This window comes from Phocaeicola faecalis, from assembly GCF_021730445.1.
GTDB lineage: Bacteria > Bacteroidota > Bacteroidia > Bacteroidales > Bacteroidaceae > Phocaeicola > Phocaeicola faecalis.
Map to the genome: position 1 here is coordinate 131,236 of NZ_JADNRM010000009.1, position 19,719 is coordinate 150,954.

13 protein-coding genes are annotated in these 19,719 nt (G+C 44.4%); 12 read left to right on the forward strand and 1 reads right to left on the reverse strand.

The genetic code is table 11. From position 1 onward, the window contains the following. Positions 1-597: 597 nt before the first annotated feature. The 10 genes from IR173_RS10780 (at position 598) to IR173_RS10825 (ending at position 12,728) form a co-directional block, all read left to right on the forward strand. The gene (locus IR173_RS10780) at positions 598-1,098 is read left to right on the forward strand and encodes a helix-turn-helix domain-containing protein (protein WP_237039605.1); all 501 of its coding nucleotides are present in this window, start codon (positions 598-600) and stop codon (positions 1,096-1,098) included. 44 nt (positions 1,099-1,142) lie between these two features. Further along, a complete protein-coding gene (locus tag IR173_RS10785; RefSeq protein WP_237039606.1) occupies positions 1,143-3,764 on the forward strand; it encodes a hypothetical protein in 2,622 nt (873 codons plus the stop codon). Between the two features lie 240 nt (positions 3,765-4,004). Then, positions 4,005-5,366: a THUMP domain-containing class I SAM-dependent RNA methyltransferase gene (locus IR173_RS10790; protein WP_237039607.1), complete on the forward strand. Its 1,362-nt coding sequence runs from the start codon at positions 4,005-4,007 to the stop codon at positions 5,364-5,366. Positions 5,367-5,463: 97 nt separating this feature from the next. After that, complete coding sequence (locus IR173_RS10795; RefSeq protein ID WP_394800664.1) at positions 5,464-7,683, forward strand: S9 family peptidase; 2,220 nt, start codon at positions 5,464-5,466, stop codon at positions 7,681-7,683. A gap of 18 nt (positions 7,684-7,701) precedes the next feature. Next, positions 7,702-8,970, forward strand: a complete 1,269-nt coding sequence (purD, locus tag IR173_RS10800; protein ID WP_237039609.1) for a phosphoribosylamine--glycine ligase — start codon at positions 7,702-7,704, stop codon at positions 8,968-8,970. A gap of 26 nt (positions 8,971-8,996) precedes the next feature. After that, positions 8,997-9,932 (forward strand): hypothetical protein, encoded by a 936-nt coding sequence (locus tag IR173_RS10805; protein WP_237039610.1) that lies wholly within the window; start codon positions 8,997-8,999, stop codon positions 9,930-9,932. Beyond that, the gene (locus tag IR173_RS10810; RefSeq protein WP_237039611.1) at positions 9,908-10,375 is read left to right on the forward strand and encodes a YqaA family protein; all 468 of its coding nucleotides are present in this window, start codon (positions 9,908-9,910) and stop codon (positions 10,373-10,375) included. Before IR173_RS10805 ends, IR173_RS10810 begins: the two co-directional genes overlap by 25 nt. Before the next feature lie 4 nt (positions 10,376-10,379). Further along, positions 10,380-11,057, forward strand: coding sequence for a tRNA (5-methylaminomethyl-2-thiouridine)(34)-methyltransferase MnmD (mnmD, locus tag IR173_RS10815; RefSeq protein ID WP_237039612.1), 678 nt, complete (start codon positions 10,380-10,382; stop codon positions 11,055-11,057). Positions 11,058-11,076: 19 nt separating this feature from the next. Then, positions 11,077-11,934 carry a metal ABC transporter solute-binding protein, Zn/Mn family gene (locus tag IR173_RS10820; RefSeq protein WP_237039613.1) on the forward strand — a complete coding sequence of 286 codons (858 nt, stop codon included), beginning with the start codon at positions 11,077-11,079 and terminating at the stop codon, positions 11,932-11,934. Positions 11,935-11,942: 8 nt separating this feature from the next. After that, the gene (locus IR173_RS10825; RefSeq protein ID WP_237039614.1) at positions 11,943-12,728 is read left to right on the forward strand and encodes a metal ABC transporter ATP-binding protein; all 786 of its coding nucleotides are present in this window, start codon (positions 11,943-11,945) and stop codon (positions 12,726-12,728) included. Positions 12,729-12,788: 60 nt separating this feature from the next. Here IR173_RS10825 and IR173_RS10830 read toward each other — a convergent pair whose 3' ends face one another. Next, positions 12,789-15,443, reverse strand: coding sequence for a beta-glucosidase (locus IR173_RS10830; RefSeq protein ID WP_317207939.1), 2,655 nt, complete (start codon positions 15,441-15,443; stop codon positions 12,789-12,791). Positions 15,444-15,690: 247 nt separating this feature from the next. Here IR173_RS10830 and IR173_RS10835 point away from each other — a divergent pair, with 247 nt between their 5' ends. After that, positions 15,691-19,089 (forward strand): protein O-mannosyl-transferase family, encoded by a 3,399-nt coding sequence (locus IR173_RS10835; protein ID WP_237039616.1) that lies wholly within the window; start codon positions 15,691-15,693, stop codon positions 19,087-19,089. A 15-nt stretch (positions 19,090-19,104) separates the two neighbouring features. After that, the gene (locus IR173_RS10840; RefSeq protein WP_237039617.1) at positions 19,105-19,716 is read left to right on the forward strand and encodes a polysaccharide deacetylase family protein; all 612 of its coding nucleotides are present in this window, start codon (positions 19,105-19,107) and stop codon (positions 19,714-19,716) included. Positions 19,717-19,719 lie beyond the last annotated feature (3 nt).

The window sequence follows — 19,719 nt, forward strand, 5'->3', positions numbered from 1 at the left end:
TTCAATATATCGAAGAAAAAACACCTCCTCTTATCTTTCCCGAAAAAATTCATTTCTATAAAATAAAGAACGGAAGTTTCTGAGAACAAACGGAACTATCCCCACTAAATTTCTATTGTTCCGAGAAAAGACCTTGAGCTTTTTGAAAAACACTTAAGTCTTTTTCGGAAACTCCTTGGTCTTTTTTAAAAACTTCAAGGTCTTTCCATTAGGATACGTTGACATCTGTTAAGATTGACAAGACAAGAGTAAAACGGATAGTTGATGATGTTTAATCTGTTGGGAATGTGATGAATAAGATTTTGGGAGAAAGAAGAAAAAATGTGTATCTCTTAGTAAGAGATATGCATTTCGCTGCAAATTTACACAAAGTTTTGATAATTAAAACTTTTTGAGAAGAAAAATCACAAGACAAATGCAAAAATATCTTTAGTCTTAAGTTATAGGACACTTTTTTATCGGCTTAAATAATTAATAATAAAGCAGTTATATGCGTTCGGTGTATCTCTTACTAAGAGATGCACTGAACGCAACCCTTTTTTAAGAGTTTGAAAAATGTGTATTTATCTGAAATAAAGACGATAAAAAGAGAATACAATGGACTACCTGTTCCTACATCGCGACAAGCGCACCTTTACTTCCGAAAGGCAGAAGAACCTGCTCTTCCGAGCTGCCCATCTTTACTGGAAGCAGAAGTATGCGGGCAGTGAAGTGTTTCCGAAAAGGAAAGTCGATTGTGATATATATAAATATGTATTGTACTATTTGGAAGTGCGCCAGGTGTTCCTTGACCCGAAGCTCTCATTGAATAAGCTAAGCGATATGATTGAAACGAACCAGACTTATCTGTCCAACGTGGTGAACCGCTACTTCGGTTGCCACCTGAAAGATTTGGTGAACGGTTACCGAGTAGAATATGCCAAGGAGCTGCTCCGTTCAGGCAAGTGTCCGTTGGAGGAGCTGCCCCAACGATGCGGGTTTCTGTCTCGAAGTACGTTTTACACTTCCTTTAAGAAGGTGGCGGGTGTTTCTCCAAAAAGATATATGAAACAAGAACAGAGGGCGATACAGTCCTCAGAACCGATAGAATATGTATAACCAATTTTAGTTTTTTAAATTTATAAATTTAAAGTTTTTCTATTATGAACAAAAAGTTTTTAAGTGCAATCCTGTTCGGAGCCTTAATGGTTACCTCGACAGGAACATTTGTGTCTTGTAAAGATTACGACGATGATATCGACGAAATCAACAGCAAGATTGACAAGATTGAAACTACACTGTCTGAATTGGAGTCAAAGATTGGCGACAAGGGTGTGACCAGTGTGACTTTCGACGAAAAGACAGGTGTATTGACTGTAGTTGACGGCACGGGTACAAAAACGTATACCATCAAGACAACAGCTCCTGATGTAGACGAACTAACCATTACTATTGAAGGCAAAGACCTCAAAGTAGACGGAAAGGTGATAGGTCAGGTAGGTGACACAGTCGCAGTGAAAAACGGTGAGTTGACAATCAATGGTACAGCTACCGGCATCAAGGTTGGTCAATATGCTATTTTGGACAATCAAAGCGCAGGTACCGTAACCATCACTTTGCCCGATGCAGACGGCAAATTGCAAACTGTTGAGTTGATGAAAGCATCTGCTGCATTGACTTCTGTACAGTTCCAAGAAAAGGACGCTGAATTCATTGATATTGAAGGAACTGCCAGTGCATTTCAATGGGGTACTGCCCATATCGCATTTCCTAACTGGGGAGGTAAAAAAGGTGCTATCACCAGAAATCAGTTAATGGTAGGTCAGACTAACGTTGTAAAGGTTCAGGTTACTCCTGCCGGCTATGACTTAGGGGCACAAACACTGACTTTGGTCGATTCAAGAGGCAATGTAGCTCCGGCAAATATAACTGCTGTTGCAAACAACAGATTAATGTCTCGTGCTGCATCAGCTAACGGTAGCTGGGATTTGTCTATCGAAATGACAGATGATGTTACTGCCAACAACATCAAGGAAGTATTCGATTTTGATGTAGCAGCTAATACACCTATGGCATACACATTATGTGTAAATGGTATTCCTTATACTACTTATGAATTGGCTGTTAAACCCAGTGATACTAAGTCTACTGTTAACGCAGCTATTACAGGTCTAACCGGTGCTGATATAAAATATGTAGCTGCAGACGGACGAGTAGCAAATTTATCATCTGGTAAATTCCCCACCGGAAGCACAGAATTGTTTATCGAAAAGAATGATTTGTATGATTCATACATCACTTTTGAAGGTACAAACAAATCTTTGGCAGAACAATACGGAATCACTGTTGACGGTATGACTATCAATGTTCCTGCTTCTGCTACAGGTGTAACTATCAAGGGTATTGTACATACAATGGCTATCAACGGTTACGAATCTGCAATTACCGACAACGAAGTTGAATTCAATATCATCGGTAGCACAGTAACTGCTCAAACCATCGCTGCTACAACTCATCAGATTGCACCCGCCGCAACTGTTGCCGACGTTTTGAAGAACGTACGCATCGATTTAGGTGACGTATTCAAGAATATTCCTGCCGCAACTCGTGAAGCTGCACGTGAAACAGCTCAGTTCTATGTAGTAGAAGAAAAGAGTCAGACCGGCTTCTTGATAGGAGATAATACTGCATTGAGTAACTCTACTTACAATAAGTTCAATACTGTTTCATATCTGAAAGCTGACGGAACAGCATGGACAGATAATACAGACGATATTCTTGACTTGCGTTATATCGAATTACCTGTATACCAGGCTGTAGCTGCTGATGCTCAACCGGGTGACTACCAATTGTCATTTGTTGTAATGGATGAGAATTATGTAACAGGTAGCGGAAATATTAAAGGCAATGAAATCATCAAGATTAATATGCCGGTTAATGTAACTGTTCCTTCATTCGCTGATATGTTTGAAAAGACTGCTACCGAATGGAATACTGCCAAGACTGAATTCAATGCTAGAATTTATGTTGAACCTGCGAATGGTGCTCAACTGAGATTTGGCGAAGCCTTTAATAAGACTGCCAACTATGCAGATGCAGAGTATTCACAAGTTGTGTATGACGTGAAATATATTGATTCTAAATCTCCGATAGCTACCTCAAGTAATGTTGAACTTTCAACAGAGAACGGAATAGCAAGAATCAGCGGCAGAGGAGGATTAGCAATTCTGGATAAGACAGTGGTATACAATGCTACAGGAGATGCTCTGAAAGAAAATACGTTCGCAAACATGACAGCATACTATCCGTTGTTCTATCAGGCTCAAACTTCTGATCTAAACTCAACCTTGACTACTGATGAGTTCGATGCTTTGCAGGAAGCATTTACAGTAGCATCTGATTCTTATACATCGAAACTTGTTACTCCTCTTGCAGGTGTAGCTATCAGTAGCGGTGATATCATCTTAGATGACTCAGGAGAAGCAACCGGTATCGAGTTGGAATTGGATGCATCAACATTAGCTGTTAACAATGTTAACATTGCTGCCACTCCAACAACAGGATTGACTAACTCTAATGAAGCAACTTACAAACTGGTAACAGGTACTGCAACAGGTAATAATGTTAAAGCTGAATTTACAATTGAATCCGGTGCAACCGTAGCTTTGACAGCTACTGGTATTAAAGTTACCGGTTTGACAGGTATGTCAACATTAAAAGTTACTTTGACTGACGCTACAGGCATTGTCTATACATCTACCGTACAGATTCAGCCTGCTAAATAATGAAGTAAAGTAGTATAAACCCTACTTATAAATAACTCAAAAGACCGCCCCAAGCACTGTGCTGGGACGGTCTTTTTCAATATTCCACACCTTTAACAAACATTACCAATCTTGTTTTCTGCCCTCTTTTACGCCTTATTTAACTTCTAAAAAACAGATAATCTTCTAAATAATTGAATAGCAAAGAGAAAATCACTAAATTTGTCGCATCAATTGAAATTACGTAATTATCATTTTAAAATGAAGGAAGAATTCGAGCTAATCGCCAAGACTTTCCAGGGACTGGAAGAAGTTCTGGCAAAAGAACTCACCGAGCTGGGAGCCAGCAATATAGAAATAGGAAGACGCATGGTAGCTTTTACCGGCGACAAGGAGATGATGTATAAGGCTAACTTCTGCCTACGTACAGCCATCCGTATCCTGAAACCCATTAAGCACTTTGAAGCCAAAAACGCCGATGAAGTGTATGAAGCCATTAAATCCATCGCATGGGAAGAGTATTTGGACACCAACAAGAGCTTCGCAGTCGATGCAGTAGTATTCTCGAATGAATTCCGCCATTCAAAGTTCGTAGCCTATAAGGTGAAAGACGCCATCGTAGACTACTTCCGCGAGAAAAACGGCGAACGCCCTTCCGTACGCATCAATAACCCTGATGTAGCACTGAACATCCACATTGCCGAAGACAAATGTACTTTGTCACTCGACAGTTCCGGCGAATCATTACATCGTCGCGGTTATCGCCAGGAGGCAGTAGAAGCTCCGTTGAACGAAGTACTGGCCGCCGGTATGATTTTAATGACCGGATGGAAAGGCGAATGTGACTTGATAGACCCGATGTGCGGTTCAGGAACCATTCCTATTGAAGCGGCCTTGATTGCACGTAATATCGCTCCGGGCGTATTCCGCAAAGAATTTGCTTTCGAGAAATGGAACGACTTCGACCAAGAATTATTCGATACGATTTATAACGATGATTCACAAGAGCGTGAATTCACACATAAAGTATATGGATATGACAATAATCCGAAAGCCAACGAGATTGCTACACATAATGTGAAAGCAGCAGGACTGAGCAAGGAGGTAATCTTAAAAATACAACCGTTCCAGCAATTCGAACAGCCGAAAGAGAAAAGTATCATTATCACCAACCCTCCTTACGGTGAACGCATCTCGACAAACGATTTATTAGGTTTATACCAGATGATTGGCGAACGTCTGAAACATGCATTTGCCGGAAACGACGCATGGATATTGAGTTATCGTGAAGAATGCTTCGACCAAATCGGACTGAAGCCATCTATCAAGATACCGTTGTTTAATGGTGCTTTGGAATGTGAATTCCGCAAATATCAGTTGTTTGACGGAAAATATAAAGAGTTCCGTACCGAAAATAAAGACAGAGATTTCAAACCACGACGCGAAGATACCCGCCCCCGCCGCAACAGTGAAAGGGTGGAGTACGGAGAACGGCGCGAACGACGCAATTTTGATGACAAACGCGAAGGACGTGGAGATTTCAAGAACAAAGACAGAAAAGACAGAGGAACCGGAGAAAGAAAAGAGTTTAAACCACGCTTTAAGAAAGAGGAAAATAGATAGTAAAGAATTAACCGGCTTGAGGTTCTGAACCGGAACCCCAAACCGGAAAAAACAAGAAGCTATGAAGAATATTATACTAAAAAGCCTACTTATATTAATGACATCATGTATCTCTACTATGAGTGTTATAGCGCAGGATAAGAAAAGTTTTACTCTCGAAGATCTGATGCCGGGAGGAAACAACTATTTCAATCTACAGCCCAAGAATCTGTATGGACTGAAATGGTGGGGAGACGTATGTATCAACGCCGACATAGAAGAGGTAAAAGCGGTGAACCCGGCCAACGGAAAAGAGACTGTCCTCTTCACCTTGCAAGACACAAATGACTTGCTGGCAGCCAAGGAACTGGGAAAGATGAATCATTTATATAATGTATCTTTTCCATATACCGAAAAGTGGATGCTGGTAAACACATCTACCCACAAGGTGCTGATTGACTGTGACAAGAAAGAAATAATATGGAGTCAGCCCATTGCCGCCAAAGCAGCCAACCAAGACTGGAACAAAGACAGCCGTTCGCTGGCTTACACCATTGCCAATAATTTGTTTGTAACCACTGCAGACGGTAAAACCCACCAAGTAACCGATGAACCCAAAGGCATCGTATGCGGCCAAAGTGTACACCGTCAAGAATTCGGCATTTATAAAGGTACGTTCTGGAGTCCGAAAGGAAACCTGCTCGCTTTTTACCGCATGGATGAAACAATGGTAACGGATTATCCGCAAGTGAATACTACGACCCGTATCGCCACCCTCGAACCGGACAAGTATCCGATGGCAGGAATGACCAGCCATAAAGTTACCGTGGGAGTTTACAATCCTGCAACCGAAAAGACTGTCTACCTGAAAGCCGGTGACCCGACCGACCGCTATTTCACTAACGTTAGTTGGAGCCCGGACGAAAAGAGCGTTTATGTGATAGAATTGAACCGTGACCAAAATCATGCAGAGTTGGTGCGGTATAATGCAGAAAACGGAGAAAAAGATGCCGTACTTATCAAAGAAACACATCCCAAATACGTAGAACCGCAACATCCTATTATTTTCTTGCCTTGGGATGATACAAAATTTATCTACCAAAGTCAAATGGATGGTTACAATCACTTATATTTGTACGATTTGGATGCCCACAAAGCAAAAGTACCACCCTATCTCAGTGCCTTTATCGGTGCCGAACAAATGTTTGGAGACTGCGAAGCTACTATCACCAACAACATTATTATGGAGCAACAGCTCACTCAAGGCGAATGGCTTGTGCAAAAGATTCTCGGCTTCAACGAAAAGACCAAAGAAATCATCATCATGAGCACTGAGGTTTCTCCGTTACAAAGTAACGCATACGCCGTGAATGTAAAGACCGGGAAACGCCGTCTCATCGGGAATAAAGATGGAATGCACAATGTACAACTGTCAGCAAGCGGTAAATATGTGATAGATAACTATACTTCTTCCACCGTTCCCCGTAATATAGACATTGTTCCTACTTCGGGTAAAGGAAAAAATATCAATTTGCTGACTGCTGCCAATCCGATGGATGCATACAATATGCCCGAAATCACTCTCGGCACCATTAAAGCGGCCGATGGTAAGACAGACCTCTATTATCGTCTGGTAAAACCGGTGAACTACGACCCCAACAAGAAATATCCGGCAGTCATCTATGTGTATGGCGGCCCTCATGCACAAATGATACACAATGTGCGTAACTATGGCGCCGGAGGATGGGATATTTACATGGCCCAACTGGGTTATGTGATGCTGACTGTCGACAGCCGCGGCAGTGACAATCGCGGACGGGAGTTTGAGAACTGCACCTTCCGCCAACTGGGTACAGAAGAAATGAAGGATCAGGTAAAAGGAGTGGAATTTCTAAAATCACTCGGTTATGTAGACGAAAACCGCATCGGTGTACATGGCTGGAGCTTCGGCGGCTTCATGACCACCAACCTCATGCTGACCTATAATGATATCTTCAAGGTAGGTGTAGCCGGCGGTCCGGTTATCGATTGGGGATATTATGAAGTAATGTATGGCGAACGCTATATGGACAGTCCGCTGAGCAACCCGGAAGGCTATAATAAAGCAAATCTGAAACTGAGAGCCGGCGACCTGAAAGGACGGTTGATGCTGATTCATGGCGGCGAAGATCCTACTTGTGTTCCGCAACACAGCTACACCTTCCTGCGCGCATGCATTGATGCAGGTACACATCCCGACTTCTTTATTTACCCAGAAGACGGACACAATATGTTCGGCCGTGACCGTGTTCACTTATACGAACACATCACCCGCTATTTTGAAGACCATCTAAAATAATAAATTCAATATCAGAATATGAAACTGTTACTATTAGGCTCAGGCGGACGTGAACACGCCCTGGCATGGAAGATTGCCCAAAGCCCCAAGATTGAGAAACTGTATATAGCTCCGGGAAATGCCGGAACAAGCGAGGTAGGCGAGAATGTAGCTATGAAAGCCGACGACTTTGCAGCCATCAAAGAGTTTGTAGTAAAAAATGATATAAACATGGTAGTAGTGGGTCCTGAAGACCCATTGGTCAAAGGAGTATACGACTACTTCAAAAACGACGAAGCATTGAAGAATATCCCTGTCATCGGCCCGTCAAAGGCAGGTGCCGTATTGGAAGGAAGCAAAGAATTTGCAAAAGAATTCATGCAGCGTCATCACATTCCGACTGCCGGTTATAAGAGCATTACTGCCGCTAACCTGGAAGAAGGTTTGGCATTTCTCGAAACACTGGAAGCTCCGTATGTACTGAAAGCCGACGGACTGTGTGCAGGCAAAGGGGTATTGATTCTGCCTACACTGGAAGAAGCAAAGAAAGAATTGAAAGAAATGCTGAGCGGTATGTTCGGCGATGCTTCCGCCACTGTAGTCATTGAAGAATTCCTGAGTGGTATCGAATGCTCCGTATTCGTTCTGACAGACGGAAAGAACTACAAGATTCTGCCCGAAGCAAAGGACTACAAACGCATAGGTGAAGGCGACAAAGGTTTGAATACCGGTGGTATGGGTAGTATTTCTCCTGTTCCGTTTGCCGATAAGGAATGGATGCAAAAGGTAGAAGACCGCATTATTCGTCCCACTGTGGAAGGGCTCGCTGCCGAAGGTATCGAATACAAGGGTTTCATCTTCTTCGGCCTTATCAATGTAAAAGGTGAACCGATGGTGATTGAATACAACGTCCGCATGGGTGACCCTGAAACAGAAAGTGTCATGCTCCGCATCAAGAGTGACCTGGTAGAACTTTTTGAAGGAGTGGCTGCCGGCAACCTGAATGAGAAGACACTGGAAATAGACCCACGTTCTGCCGTATGTGTCATGTTGGTATCGGGAGGCTATCCCGAACATTACGACAAAGGCTTCGCCATCAATGGACTGGATGCTATCAAAAACAGTATCGTATTCCATGCCGGAACCGCATTGAAAGACGGACGGGTAGTGACTAGCGGCGGACGTGTCATTGCGGTCAGCTCTTATGGTGCCGATAAAGCAGAAGCATTGGCTCAGTCTTTTGCCAATGCCAAAAAGATAGATTTCGAAAAGAAGTATTTCCGTTCGGATATCGGATTCGACCTTTAATGGTGTCATCATTGAAAAAATAATGCATGACAGGCTATAATAAATTCCAAATAGATGTAGCAACGGGAAGGTTAACCCTTCCCGTTGTCATCCTTATATGCCTGTTTTTATGGGGAGCCAGCATCCATTTATGGAGTGAGTTGCTCAGTTTTGTATCGTGTGCGTTGACCGGATACATGATGATTGAAATGAATACAGCTTTCACCCTGATACGAACCCGGACTATGCTGCACGTCAGTCTGTTTGGATTCATCATGTCGGCATGTATGTTTCTCCATCCATTCCATATCTCCAACCTTGTCCCACCGGCATTTATCATCGCTCTGTTCCAATTATTCCGCAGCTACGAATCCGGACAGGCATCAGGGAGCATCTTTCATGCCTTTTTCTTTATTGGACTCGGTAGCCTTGCCTTTCCGCAATTGTTGTATTTTGCTCCTTTATTCTATATCAGTATGATTAGTTTCCGCTCATTATCGGCAAAAACATTCTTTGCCGGACTTATCGGACTGATAGTTCCCTATTGGTTTCTCTTTGGCTACACATTCTATTATGATAAAATGGAGTTGTTTTACCACCCATTGCAATCATTGATACAATTCGAGCCTATCCGCTATACCGGTTTTACTCCCAATCAAATTATTTCGTGGGGAACCGTTACACTGATATCACTGATATGCAGCGTGCACTATTTTATGGTCTCCTATTTGGACAAGACACGTACACGTTTGTTCCTCTCATTCCTGATAGCCGTCGAAGCATGGACTTATACATTAGGTTTGTTGCAGCCTCAGCACTTCAACGTGTTGCTGCAACTGCAAATCATTATCATGTCCATTTTAGCAGGACATTTATTTACTTTGACCCGTAATCGCTTTTCCGGCATCTTTTTCATCATTACATTTGTTATCCTAATAACATTAGCTATTTATAATTTATGGATGCAATTCTTCAATTCCTGATAGACTGGGGATATTGGGGGCTATTTCTCGGCTCTTTCATAGCCGGCAGTGTTCTTCCTTTCAGTTCGGAAGCTGTATTGGCAGCTTGTGTCGGTCCGCTGGGTTTAGACCCGGTGATAAGTATTGCCGCCGCCACAGCCGGAAACGTATCCGGGGGCATGACCTGCTACTGGATGGGACATTTGGGAAACATGGAATGGATAGAGAAATATTTCCATGTAAAAAAAGAAAAGATGGACCGCGCCGAGAAATTTGTACACGGACGGGGAGCATGGATGGCATTCTTTGCTTTTATCCCTATCTTGGGAAGTGCCATTTCCATCGTACTGGGCATGATGCGTGCTAATATATGGATTGTTATCCTCGCCATGACAGTCGGAAAGGTGCTTCGATATGCATTGTTGGTTTGGGGAGTGCTGGAAGCCTCCGCTTTAATGAAATAATTTTATGGAACTGGAACAGACAGCAGACGGCAGTTATACACTCTATGTGCCTGAGTTGGATGAACATTATCATTCGGTAAAAGGAGCATTGACGGAGTCACAACATATATTCATTGAAATGGGACTGAAGCATTCTCCGGTTGCCGAACCGCGCATTCTCGAGATAGGACTGGGCACAGGTCTGAATGCTTTCCTCACCCTGCTTACTGCAGCGGATATTCGGAAGAAAATATATTATACAGGCATCGAACGGTATCCGTTAAGTGAAGATACCGTACATAAATTGAATTATCCCGGCCTTATAGGAAAAGGACATGAAGAAGATTACTACGCCATCCACCGTGTCGGATGGGGCACGGACGTGGCACTCTCTCCGTGGTTCACACTCCATAAGATAGAAGGGGATTTTACCCGCCTTTTTCATTCGGAAGGAGCAAGACAGACCTCTCTATCCGGTTATGACATTATCTATTTTGATGCGTTTGCACCCGAAAAGCAGCCGGAAATGTGGGAACAGTCTTTATTCAACTCTTTATATGAACTATTAAACAAAGGAGGCATCCTGACCACCTATTGCGCCAAAGGGGTAGTAAGAAGAATGTTGCAGGCAGCCGGATTTACAGTGGAACGTCTTCCGGGACCTCCGGGTGGGAAACGTGAAATATTACGAGCCACTAAATAAACAATCAATAAATGAAAATATGAAACGAATCGCTCTCTTTTTCGTCACTCTGCTTTGCCTGAGTGCTTGCGGCTCCAAGCAGCAACAGCCCGGCAAAGAGACATTAACCGTTACACTCGAGCCGTTGCGATACTTCACGGAAGTCATTGCCGGAGATAAATATAATGTAGTCAGTATGGTTCCTAAGGGCAGCAGCCCGGAGACTTACGACCCTACTCCGCAACAGTTAGTCAATCTAGACAAAAGTACTGCCTACTTACGCATCGGTTACATTGGATTCGAACAAGCATGGATGGATAAATTGACTTCCAACGCCCCGCACCTCAAGGTATTCGATACTTCTAAAGGTATAGACCCTATCTATGAGGAAGAACACGACCATGGCGACCATCATCATGGAGGAGGCATTGAGCCACACATTTGGAACTCCACCCGGAATGCTTCTATAATAGCTGATAACATCTATGCTGCCCTGTGCCAGTTGGACAGTGTCAATGCACCCTATTACAAACATCGTCTGGATAGTTTGCAAGGCATTATCACCCATACAGACAATGAACTTCGCGGACTACTGCAACATGCAGATACCACTTTTCTTATTTATCACCCGGCATTAAGCTATTTCGCCCGCGATTACGGATTAAAACAAATCAGCATCGAAGAAGGAGGAAAAGAACCCTCGCCTGCTCATCTCAAAAATTTAATCGAGACCTGCCGTCGTGACAATGCTCACGTCATTTTTGTACAGCAGGAGTTTGATACACGTAACGCCAAATTGATAGCTGATGAGCTGGGAGTAAATGTAATTCCGATTAATCCGCTAAGCTACGATTGGAAGGAAGAAATGATAAATGTGGCAAAGTCTCTTACCAAATAAAAGTGCTTATGACAAACCATCCTATTATACAACTAACCGATATCTCTGCCGCTTATGATGGAAAGACCGTACTCAGCCGCGTCAACCTGACCGTATATGAGCGTGACTTTCTAGGTGTTATCGGCCCTAACGGAGGCGGAAAGACGACGCTGATTAAATTAATCTTAGGACTACTGAAACCGGTATCGGGCACCATCCGTTTTTATAAAAACGGTAAAGAAGTACCGGAAATAACCATGGGATACCTGCCTCAGTACAACAGCATCGATAAGAAGTTCCCTATTTCGGTATACGAAGTCGTATTGTCCGGCCTCAGCAAACAGAAATCATTGCTACACCGGTATTCTTCGGAACAGCACGAACAAGTCAGACAAATTATCTCCCGTATGGGATTGGAAGGACTGGAAGGGCGTGCTATCGGTGAGCTGAGTGGCGGACAGTTGCAACGGGCACTTCTGGGACGGGCGCTTGTCTCTAATCCGGAAGTAGTGATATTGGACGAGCCGAACACGTATATAGACAAACGCTTTGAAGCAAAACTATACTCTTTATTGGAAGAAATCAATAAAGAACGAGCCATTATCCTGGTAAGCCACGACATCGGTACTGTCTTGCAAAATGTAAAGACAATCGCGTGTGTCAACGAAACACTGGATTACCACCCCGATACGGAAGTTCCCACCGAATGGCTGGAAGAACACTTCGGATGCCCCATCGAGCTGTTGGGACACGGCAATTTCCCCCATCGCATACTGAAATGCCACTGTCACGAAGACAGACAGACTGAAAAGTGATTATAGAAAGGTGTGTCAAAATGATAGCCCGATTTCATTTTGGCACACCTCCTCTTCCTATTACATCTTTACTTTCGTTTTCAAACGGATATCCTTGGAAGAAGCACCTACCCATATTTCAAATTCCCCTGACTCAAACACCCAGTCAAATTTCTTCTCGCTGAAATACTGAAAAGCATCTTTATCCAATGCAACCGAAACACTCTTTGTCTCACCGGGACGAAGGAATACTTTCCGAAAACCTTTTAATTCCTTCAACGGACGTACCTCTTTCGAAACAATATCACGCACATATATCTGAGCCACCTCCGCCCCTCCGTAATCTCCCGTATTCGTTATATTGAAAGAAAGCGTAACCGACTTGTTCTTCTTGTCTATTTCCGCCAACTGCAAATCCGAATACTCGAATGAAGTATAAGACAACCCATAACCAAACGGATAGAGCGGTTCGACCTGTTTCTGGTCATATCCACGGTAGCCCACGAATATTCCTTCATTATAATATACTTTCTTTTCTTTCCGTGTCTCATCATAATTGCCACAGGCCGGAGAATCTTCCCATCTCTTTTCTATCGTAAAAGGCAACTTAGCTGAAGGAACCACCTTTCCCGACAACATCTCGGCAAATGCTCTTCCACCTGCCTGCCCCGGATAAAGCAGATGCACCACTGCCTTTACCCGGTCAATCCACGGACTCATTTTCACACCTCCTCCGGCATGCAGACTGACAATAAGATTCGGATTTACCTCAGCCAACCGATTTATCAGCATATCCTGACCGTAAGGCAGTTCAAACGGACGGTCACGCCCTTCCAACTCGATACTTCCGTCCAAACCGCCACAGAATATCACCACATCTGCCTGACGCGCCAACCGCAAAGCTTCCGAAAAATCCAGATTACCTTTATAATCATATCCCAAACGAATCTCTGCGGGCAAACTCCGCTGGTTCAAGTATTCCAACTTCACATGCAGACGTGTCCCCTTCTGTCCTTCCACTGCCACTTGCCTGCAATCAAAAGACTGGGAAACAGATGCATCCAAGTACATCTTTCCATCAATCCACAAACGATACCCTCCTTGTGCATCGACAAAAAACAGAAGACTGTCATTCCGTTCCACAGGAACATAGCCCTCCCATTCCACACGATAATCCTCACCCAATCCCTCCTTCGGAGTTCCCCACCATGAGAAATCTACATGACGGTCAATTCTTTCCATTACTAAATCTTTATTCGTACTTTCTCCATTGGCAGCAGGCGAAACACCCGAAGCACTGTTGGCATTTACTGTCCTTCCCGCTGCTTTCGCCTGTTGCTGAATCAATTTATCGGACAAAGCACTGCCATCCCCCTGCCCCGTTTTATAATATCTTGCCGTCAATCCTTGTTTTCCATCTTCCGTATAAAACTGACAGGAACGAAACAATCTCGGCTTATATGCATTGGATATTCCTTCCGCATACCCCACTTCCGCATTAGGATATTCCGCCTCTATACCCTGCAAGACCGAAGTGACATGCCAAGGATGCACCTTAGAACTGCCGCCACCCCCATAAGTAATGCCGTTTACATTATGCTGCCTGTCCGTCACCAAGTTATAACAGGCGTTAGGTCCGATTACTGCAATCTTTGCCACCTGTTTCAATGGCAATATGTTATCTTCATTCTTCAGCAGAATCATTCCCTCCTTAGCGGCTTCGTACGCCATTCGGTTGGCTTTCGGGTTATAAACAGGAATCGTCGTATCCAACTGCGGACGGTCAAAAAATCCCATTTCGATGCACGTGCCGTAAATCCTGCGTACCTTCTCATTAATAGTCTCTTCCGTCACCACTCCCTGTTCGACAAGAGGCAACAGCTTCTCCCTGACAAACCAGTCGTTACTGCCCATTTCAAGGTCCAGTCCATGATTGGCTGCCTTGTCTGCGGAGTAGGTACATGCCCAATCAGACATCAGCATACCTTTGAATCCCCATTCTTTCTTCAAGATATCAATCAGATATTTATTTTCCGTACAATATACACCATTCACCGGATTGTAACCGGTCATCACCGCTTTCACTCCCGCCTTTTGCACTGCCGCCTTAAATGCCGGAAGATAAATCTCACGCAACGCACGCTCAGACACTTCCGAACTTACTGTATAACGGTCATACTCCTGGTCATTGGCTGCAAAATGTTTGACGGTGGCTATTACCCCTCTTTCCTGCACTCCCTTAATGAAAGGAACCACCATCTCTGAAGAAAGATAAGGGTCTTCACCCATGTATTCAAAGTTTCGGGCCCCCTTCGAAGCTCTATAAGTATTCACTCCCGGTGCCAAAAGAAAATGAATACCCCGGGCACGCCATTCCTGTCCGTAACAGTCACCCACCCGGGCCGCCAAGTCTCTATTCCATGACGCTGCCAAAGACAATGCCGACGGGAAGGCTGTGGCTTTGCCAAACAATCCCCATGAAGCAACTCCCAAAGGCCCGTCCGCCAGTTTAAAAGCAGGTATGCCCAATCGTTCACAAGGATGAAGATAGAAATCCTGATAACCTGCCAACAAGTCAATCTTCTCTTCCAGCGTCATCCGCCGAACCAAATCTTCCACTCTCTCCTCCACCGGCAAGTCTGCCCGACGGAAAGGATAATCCTGAGCATTTATCTGCCACACAGAAGTACATAACAAGATGCAACACGCCACAATTACTCTATTCATGATTTTCATATTCTTTAGATTTAATAAGTGCGACCAAATTACAAAAAAAACTCCAACTCTAATCACCAAGCGGCTGTTTTATTGCCTTTACACCTGATTATCGAAGGATAATAAAGAAGTACAAACCGGATGAATTACCCGAAAAAGAGGATAGTTATGAGCGCCATAACACTAAATAACAGACATTCAAGCGGTAAATAACTATATCTTTACTATCTTTGCGCTCGTCGAATGTTAACGAAACAAATATAATTTCATGAAACAGTACAAATTAGTAAACAATCTGGTTGGTTGGATTGCTTTTGTCATCGCAGCTATTACTTATTGCATGACCATCGAACCGACAGCCAGTTTTTGGGATTGCCCTGAATTTATCACTACCGGCTACAAACTTGAGGTAGGACACCCCCCCGGCGCACCTTTTTTCATGCTTACAGCAAATTTATTCAGCCAGTTTACCAGTGACCCCAGTCAGGTGGCCCGTATGGTGAACACCATGAGTGCCTTGATGAGTGCGGCGTGTATCTTATTCCTGTTTTGGAGTATTACATACCTCGTTAAAAAACTGGTTTGCCCCGATGACAACGAAATGACATTGGGCAAACTTATTACCATCATGGGGTCGGGCCTTGTAGGAGCCTTGGCTTATACATGGAGCGATACCTTCTGGTTCAGCGCTGTAGAGGGTGAAGTATATGCCTACTCCAGCCTGTTCACCGCAGTCGTATTCTGGCTTATTCTGAAGTGGGAAAGTGTGGCAAACGAGCCTCACAGTGACCGTTGGCTGATTCTGATTGCCTATCTGACAGGACTTTCCATTGGTGTGCACTTGCTTAACTTGCTGTGTATCCCTGCCATTGTATTGGTTTACTATTACAAAAAGAATCCCGACGCCAATCTGAAAGGCAGTCTGCTTGCCTTAGCCGGATCGATGGTACTGGTGGCTGCCGTGCTTTATGGCATCGTGCCGGGTGTAGTGAAAGTGGGCGGCTGGTTTGAGTTGCTGTTTGTCAACGGACTGGGTATGCCTTTCAACAGTGGATTGATTGTCTACATTATCTTATTGGCAGCCTCTATCATTTGGGGCGTATACGAAAGTTATGTGGAGAAGAGCCGCAAACGCATGAACATCGCTTTCCTCACCACTATCGCCATGCTGGGCATTCCGTTTTACGGATATGGATGGAGCAGTGCTTTTATCGGCATTATCATTTTAGCGGCATTGGGTATTTATCTATTTGCCAAACTGGACAAGAAATACCAAATCAGTGCACGCACGCTCAATACCTCTTTACTCTGCATCATGATGATTATGGTAGGTTATTCATCGTATGCGCTCATTGTGATTCGTTCCACAGCCAATACACCGATGGACCAGAACTCACCGGAAGATATCTTCACGCTGGGCGAATACCTCGGCCGCGAACAATACGGAACCCGTCCTTTGTTCTACGGACAGGCTTATACCTCAAAACCGGCACTCAAGGAAGTGGACGGCGGATGCATGTATGATGTGACGGAAGGAGCTCCGATATATCAACGGAAAGAAAAAGCTACTCCCGACGAAAAAGACAGCTACGAAGTGGTTCGTCATAAAACAGAATATAAGTATGCACAGAATATGCTGTTCCCGCGTATGTACAGCGAGGCACATGCACAGTCATACGAAGACTGGCTGGGCGGAGTGGAAGGTACACAAGTGCCTTACGACCAATGCGGACAGATGATGATGGTAAAGGTTCCCACCCAATGGGACAACATCAAGTTCTTCTTCTCTTATCAAGTGAACTTCATGTATTGGAGATACTTCATGTGGAACTTTGCCGGACGCCAGAATGACATTCAGGGACAAGGAGAGATAGAACACGGAAACTGGATTACCGGTATTCCGCCTGTCGACAAATTCCTGGTAGGCGACCAAAGCCTGCTCCCCTCCGACCTGAAGAACAATAAAGGACATAATGTATTCTACTGTCTGCCTCTTTTGCTCGGACTTATCGGTCTGTTCTGGCAGGCTTACAAGGTGAGACGCATCACCACGCCGGACGGAAAAATAATCTACGAGCCAATCGGTATCCAACAGTTCTGGATTGTATTCTTCCTGTTCTTTATGACCGGTCTTGCCATTGTGCTCTACCTCAACCAGACCCCCCTTCAACCCCGTGAACGCGACTATGCCTATGCCGGTTCGTTCTATGCTTTTGCCATCTGGATTGGTATGGGTGTGGCAGGTATCTCTGAATGGTTACAGAAAAAAATCGGTGAAAAGCCGGCCTCTATCCTTGCGACAGTAGTTTGCTTGTTCGTGCCTATCCAAATGGTAAGCCAGACTTGGGACGACCACGACCGCAGCAACCGCTACGTAGCACGCGACTTCGGCCAAAACTATTTGAGCACCGTACAGGAAGAAGGCAACCCGATTATCTTCACCAACGGTGACAACGATACCTTCCCCTTGTGGTATAATCAGGAGACAGAAGGTTTCCGCACCGATGTGCGTGTCTGCAACCTGAGTTACCTGCAAACAGACTGGTACATTGACCAGATGAAGCGTCAGGCATACGATTCGCCTGCCGTACCTATCGACTGGAGTCGTCTGGAATATGTGCAGGGGCATAACGAAGCGGTTGCCATCCGTCCCGAAGTGATGGAAAGCATCAAGAACTTCTATAAACAAAACCCCGAAGATGCTGCAAAAGAGTTCGGAGACAATCCTTATGAGCTGAAGAATATCCTGAAATACTGGGTACGCTCCCCGAAAGAAGGTCTGCAGATGATTCCTACAGACAGCATTGTCATCAAGCTGGACAAAGAAGCCATCAAACGCTCGGGCATGATGATTCCCGACTCATTGCATGGTGAGATACCCGAATATATGAATATCTCGCTGAAAGGCAAACGTATGCTTTACAAGAGCGAACTGATGATGCTCGAAATGTTGGCGAATACCAATTGGGAACGTCCGCTGTACATGGCTATCACTGTGGGCAGCGACAATCATCTGAACTTAGGCAACAACTTCATACAAGAAGGTCTTGCCTACCGCATCACTCCGTTCAATACCACAGCACTCAATGCACGTATCGATTCGGAAAAGATGTATGACAACCTGATGAACAAGTTCAAGTTCGGCGGCATCGACAATCCCGATATCTATATTGACGAGACAGTCATGCGCATGTGCCTGACACACCGCCGCATGTTTGTCCAACTTGCCAGCCAATTGATAAAGGAAGGCAAGAAAGACAAAGCACTGGAAGTTCTCGACTATAGTCTGAAAGTAATTCCCAGCACAACCGTGCCCCATGATTATATCATGAGCAGCTCGAAAGAAATGGCAGACGATTATCTGGCCTTGGGCGAAACAGAAAAAGCAGAAGCCATCCTGAGCGACCTGGCAAACAAGGCAGTGGAATATATCAGCTGGTATCTGAGCCTTGACGACCAACGCTTGGCCAATTCGTATGAAGAGTGTGTCCGCAACTTCTATATTCTGGACGAACTCAACAAAGCTTTGGCACGTTGCAATGCCGCAAGCGGTGTGGAAAGCGAAGGCGAACAGAAACCGAAATCGGATATGTCTGCCCACTATACCAAGAAGTTTGAAGAACTTTACGAAGTATTCAACAACCGCGTAGGTGGAAAAAGAAAATAAAAAGCACACACGCTTATGTTAATAGAACAACCGCCACTGATACTCCGCATGCTCTATCCACGCGCCTTTTGGCGCATGGATAAGCATGTAAAAGCGGTCTATCTTACATTTGATGACGGACCTATTCCTGAAATCACACCGTGGGTACTCGACTTATTGGACAAGTACAATATCAAAGCCACTTTCTTTTTGGTAGGCGATAATGTACGCAAGCATCCCGAAGAGTTTAAAATGATAGTAGACCGCGGACATCGGTTGGGCAATCATACTTTTAACCACATCCGCGGATTTGAATACCGGAGCGATAATTATCTGGCCAACACCGACAAGGCAAACGAACTGATTCACACCAACCTGTTCCGACCGCCACACGGACACATGCGCTGGATGCAATATATGGTGCTCCGGCATAAATACCAAATAGTAATGTGGGACCTCGTTACCCGCGATTACAGCAAACGGCTGAACGGACGGCAAGTGTTGCGCAAAGTCAAGCACTATGTGCGCAATGGTTCCATCATCACCTTTCACGATTCGATTAAAGCGGAAAAGAACATGAAATATGCATTGCCAAGAGCCATTGAATGGTTGTTGGAACAAGGATATGAATTCAAGGTTTTCGACTGACCG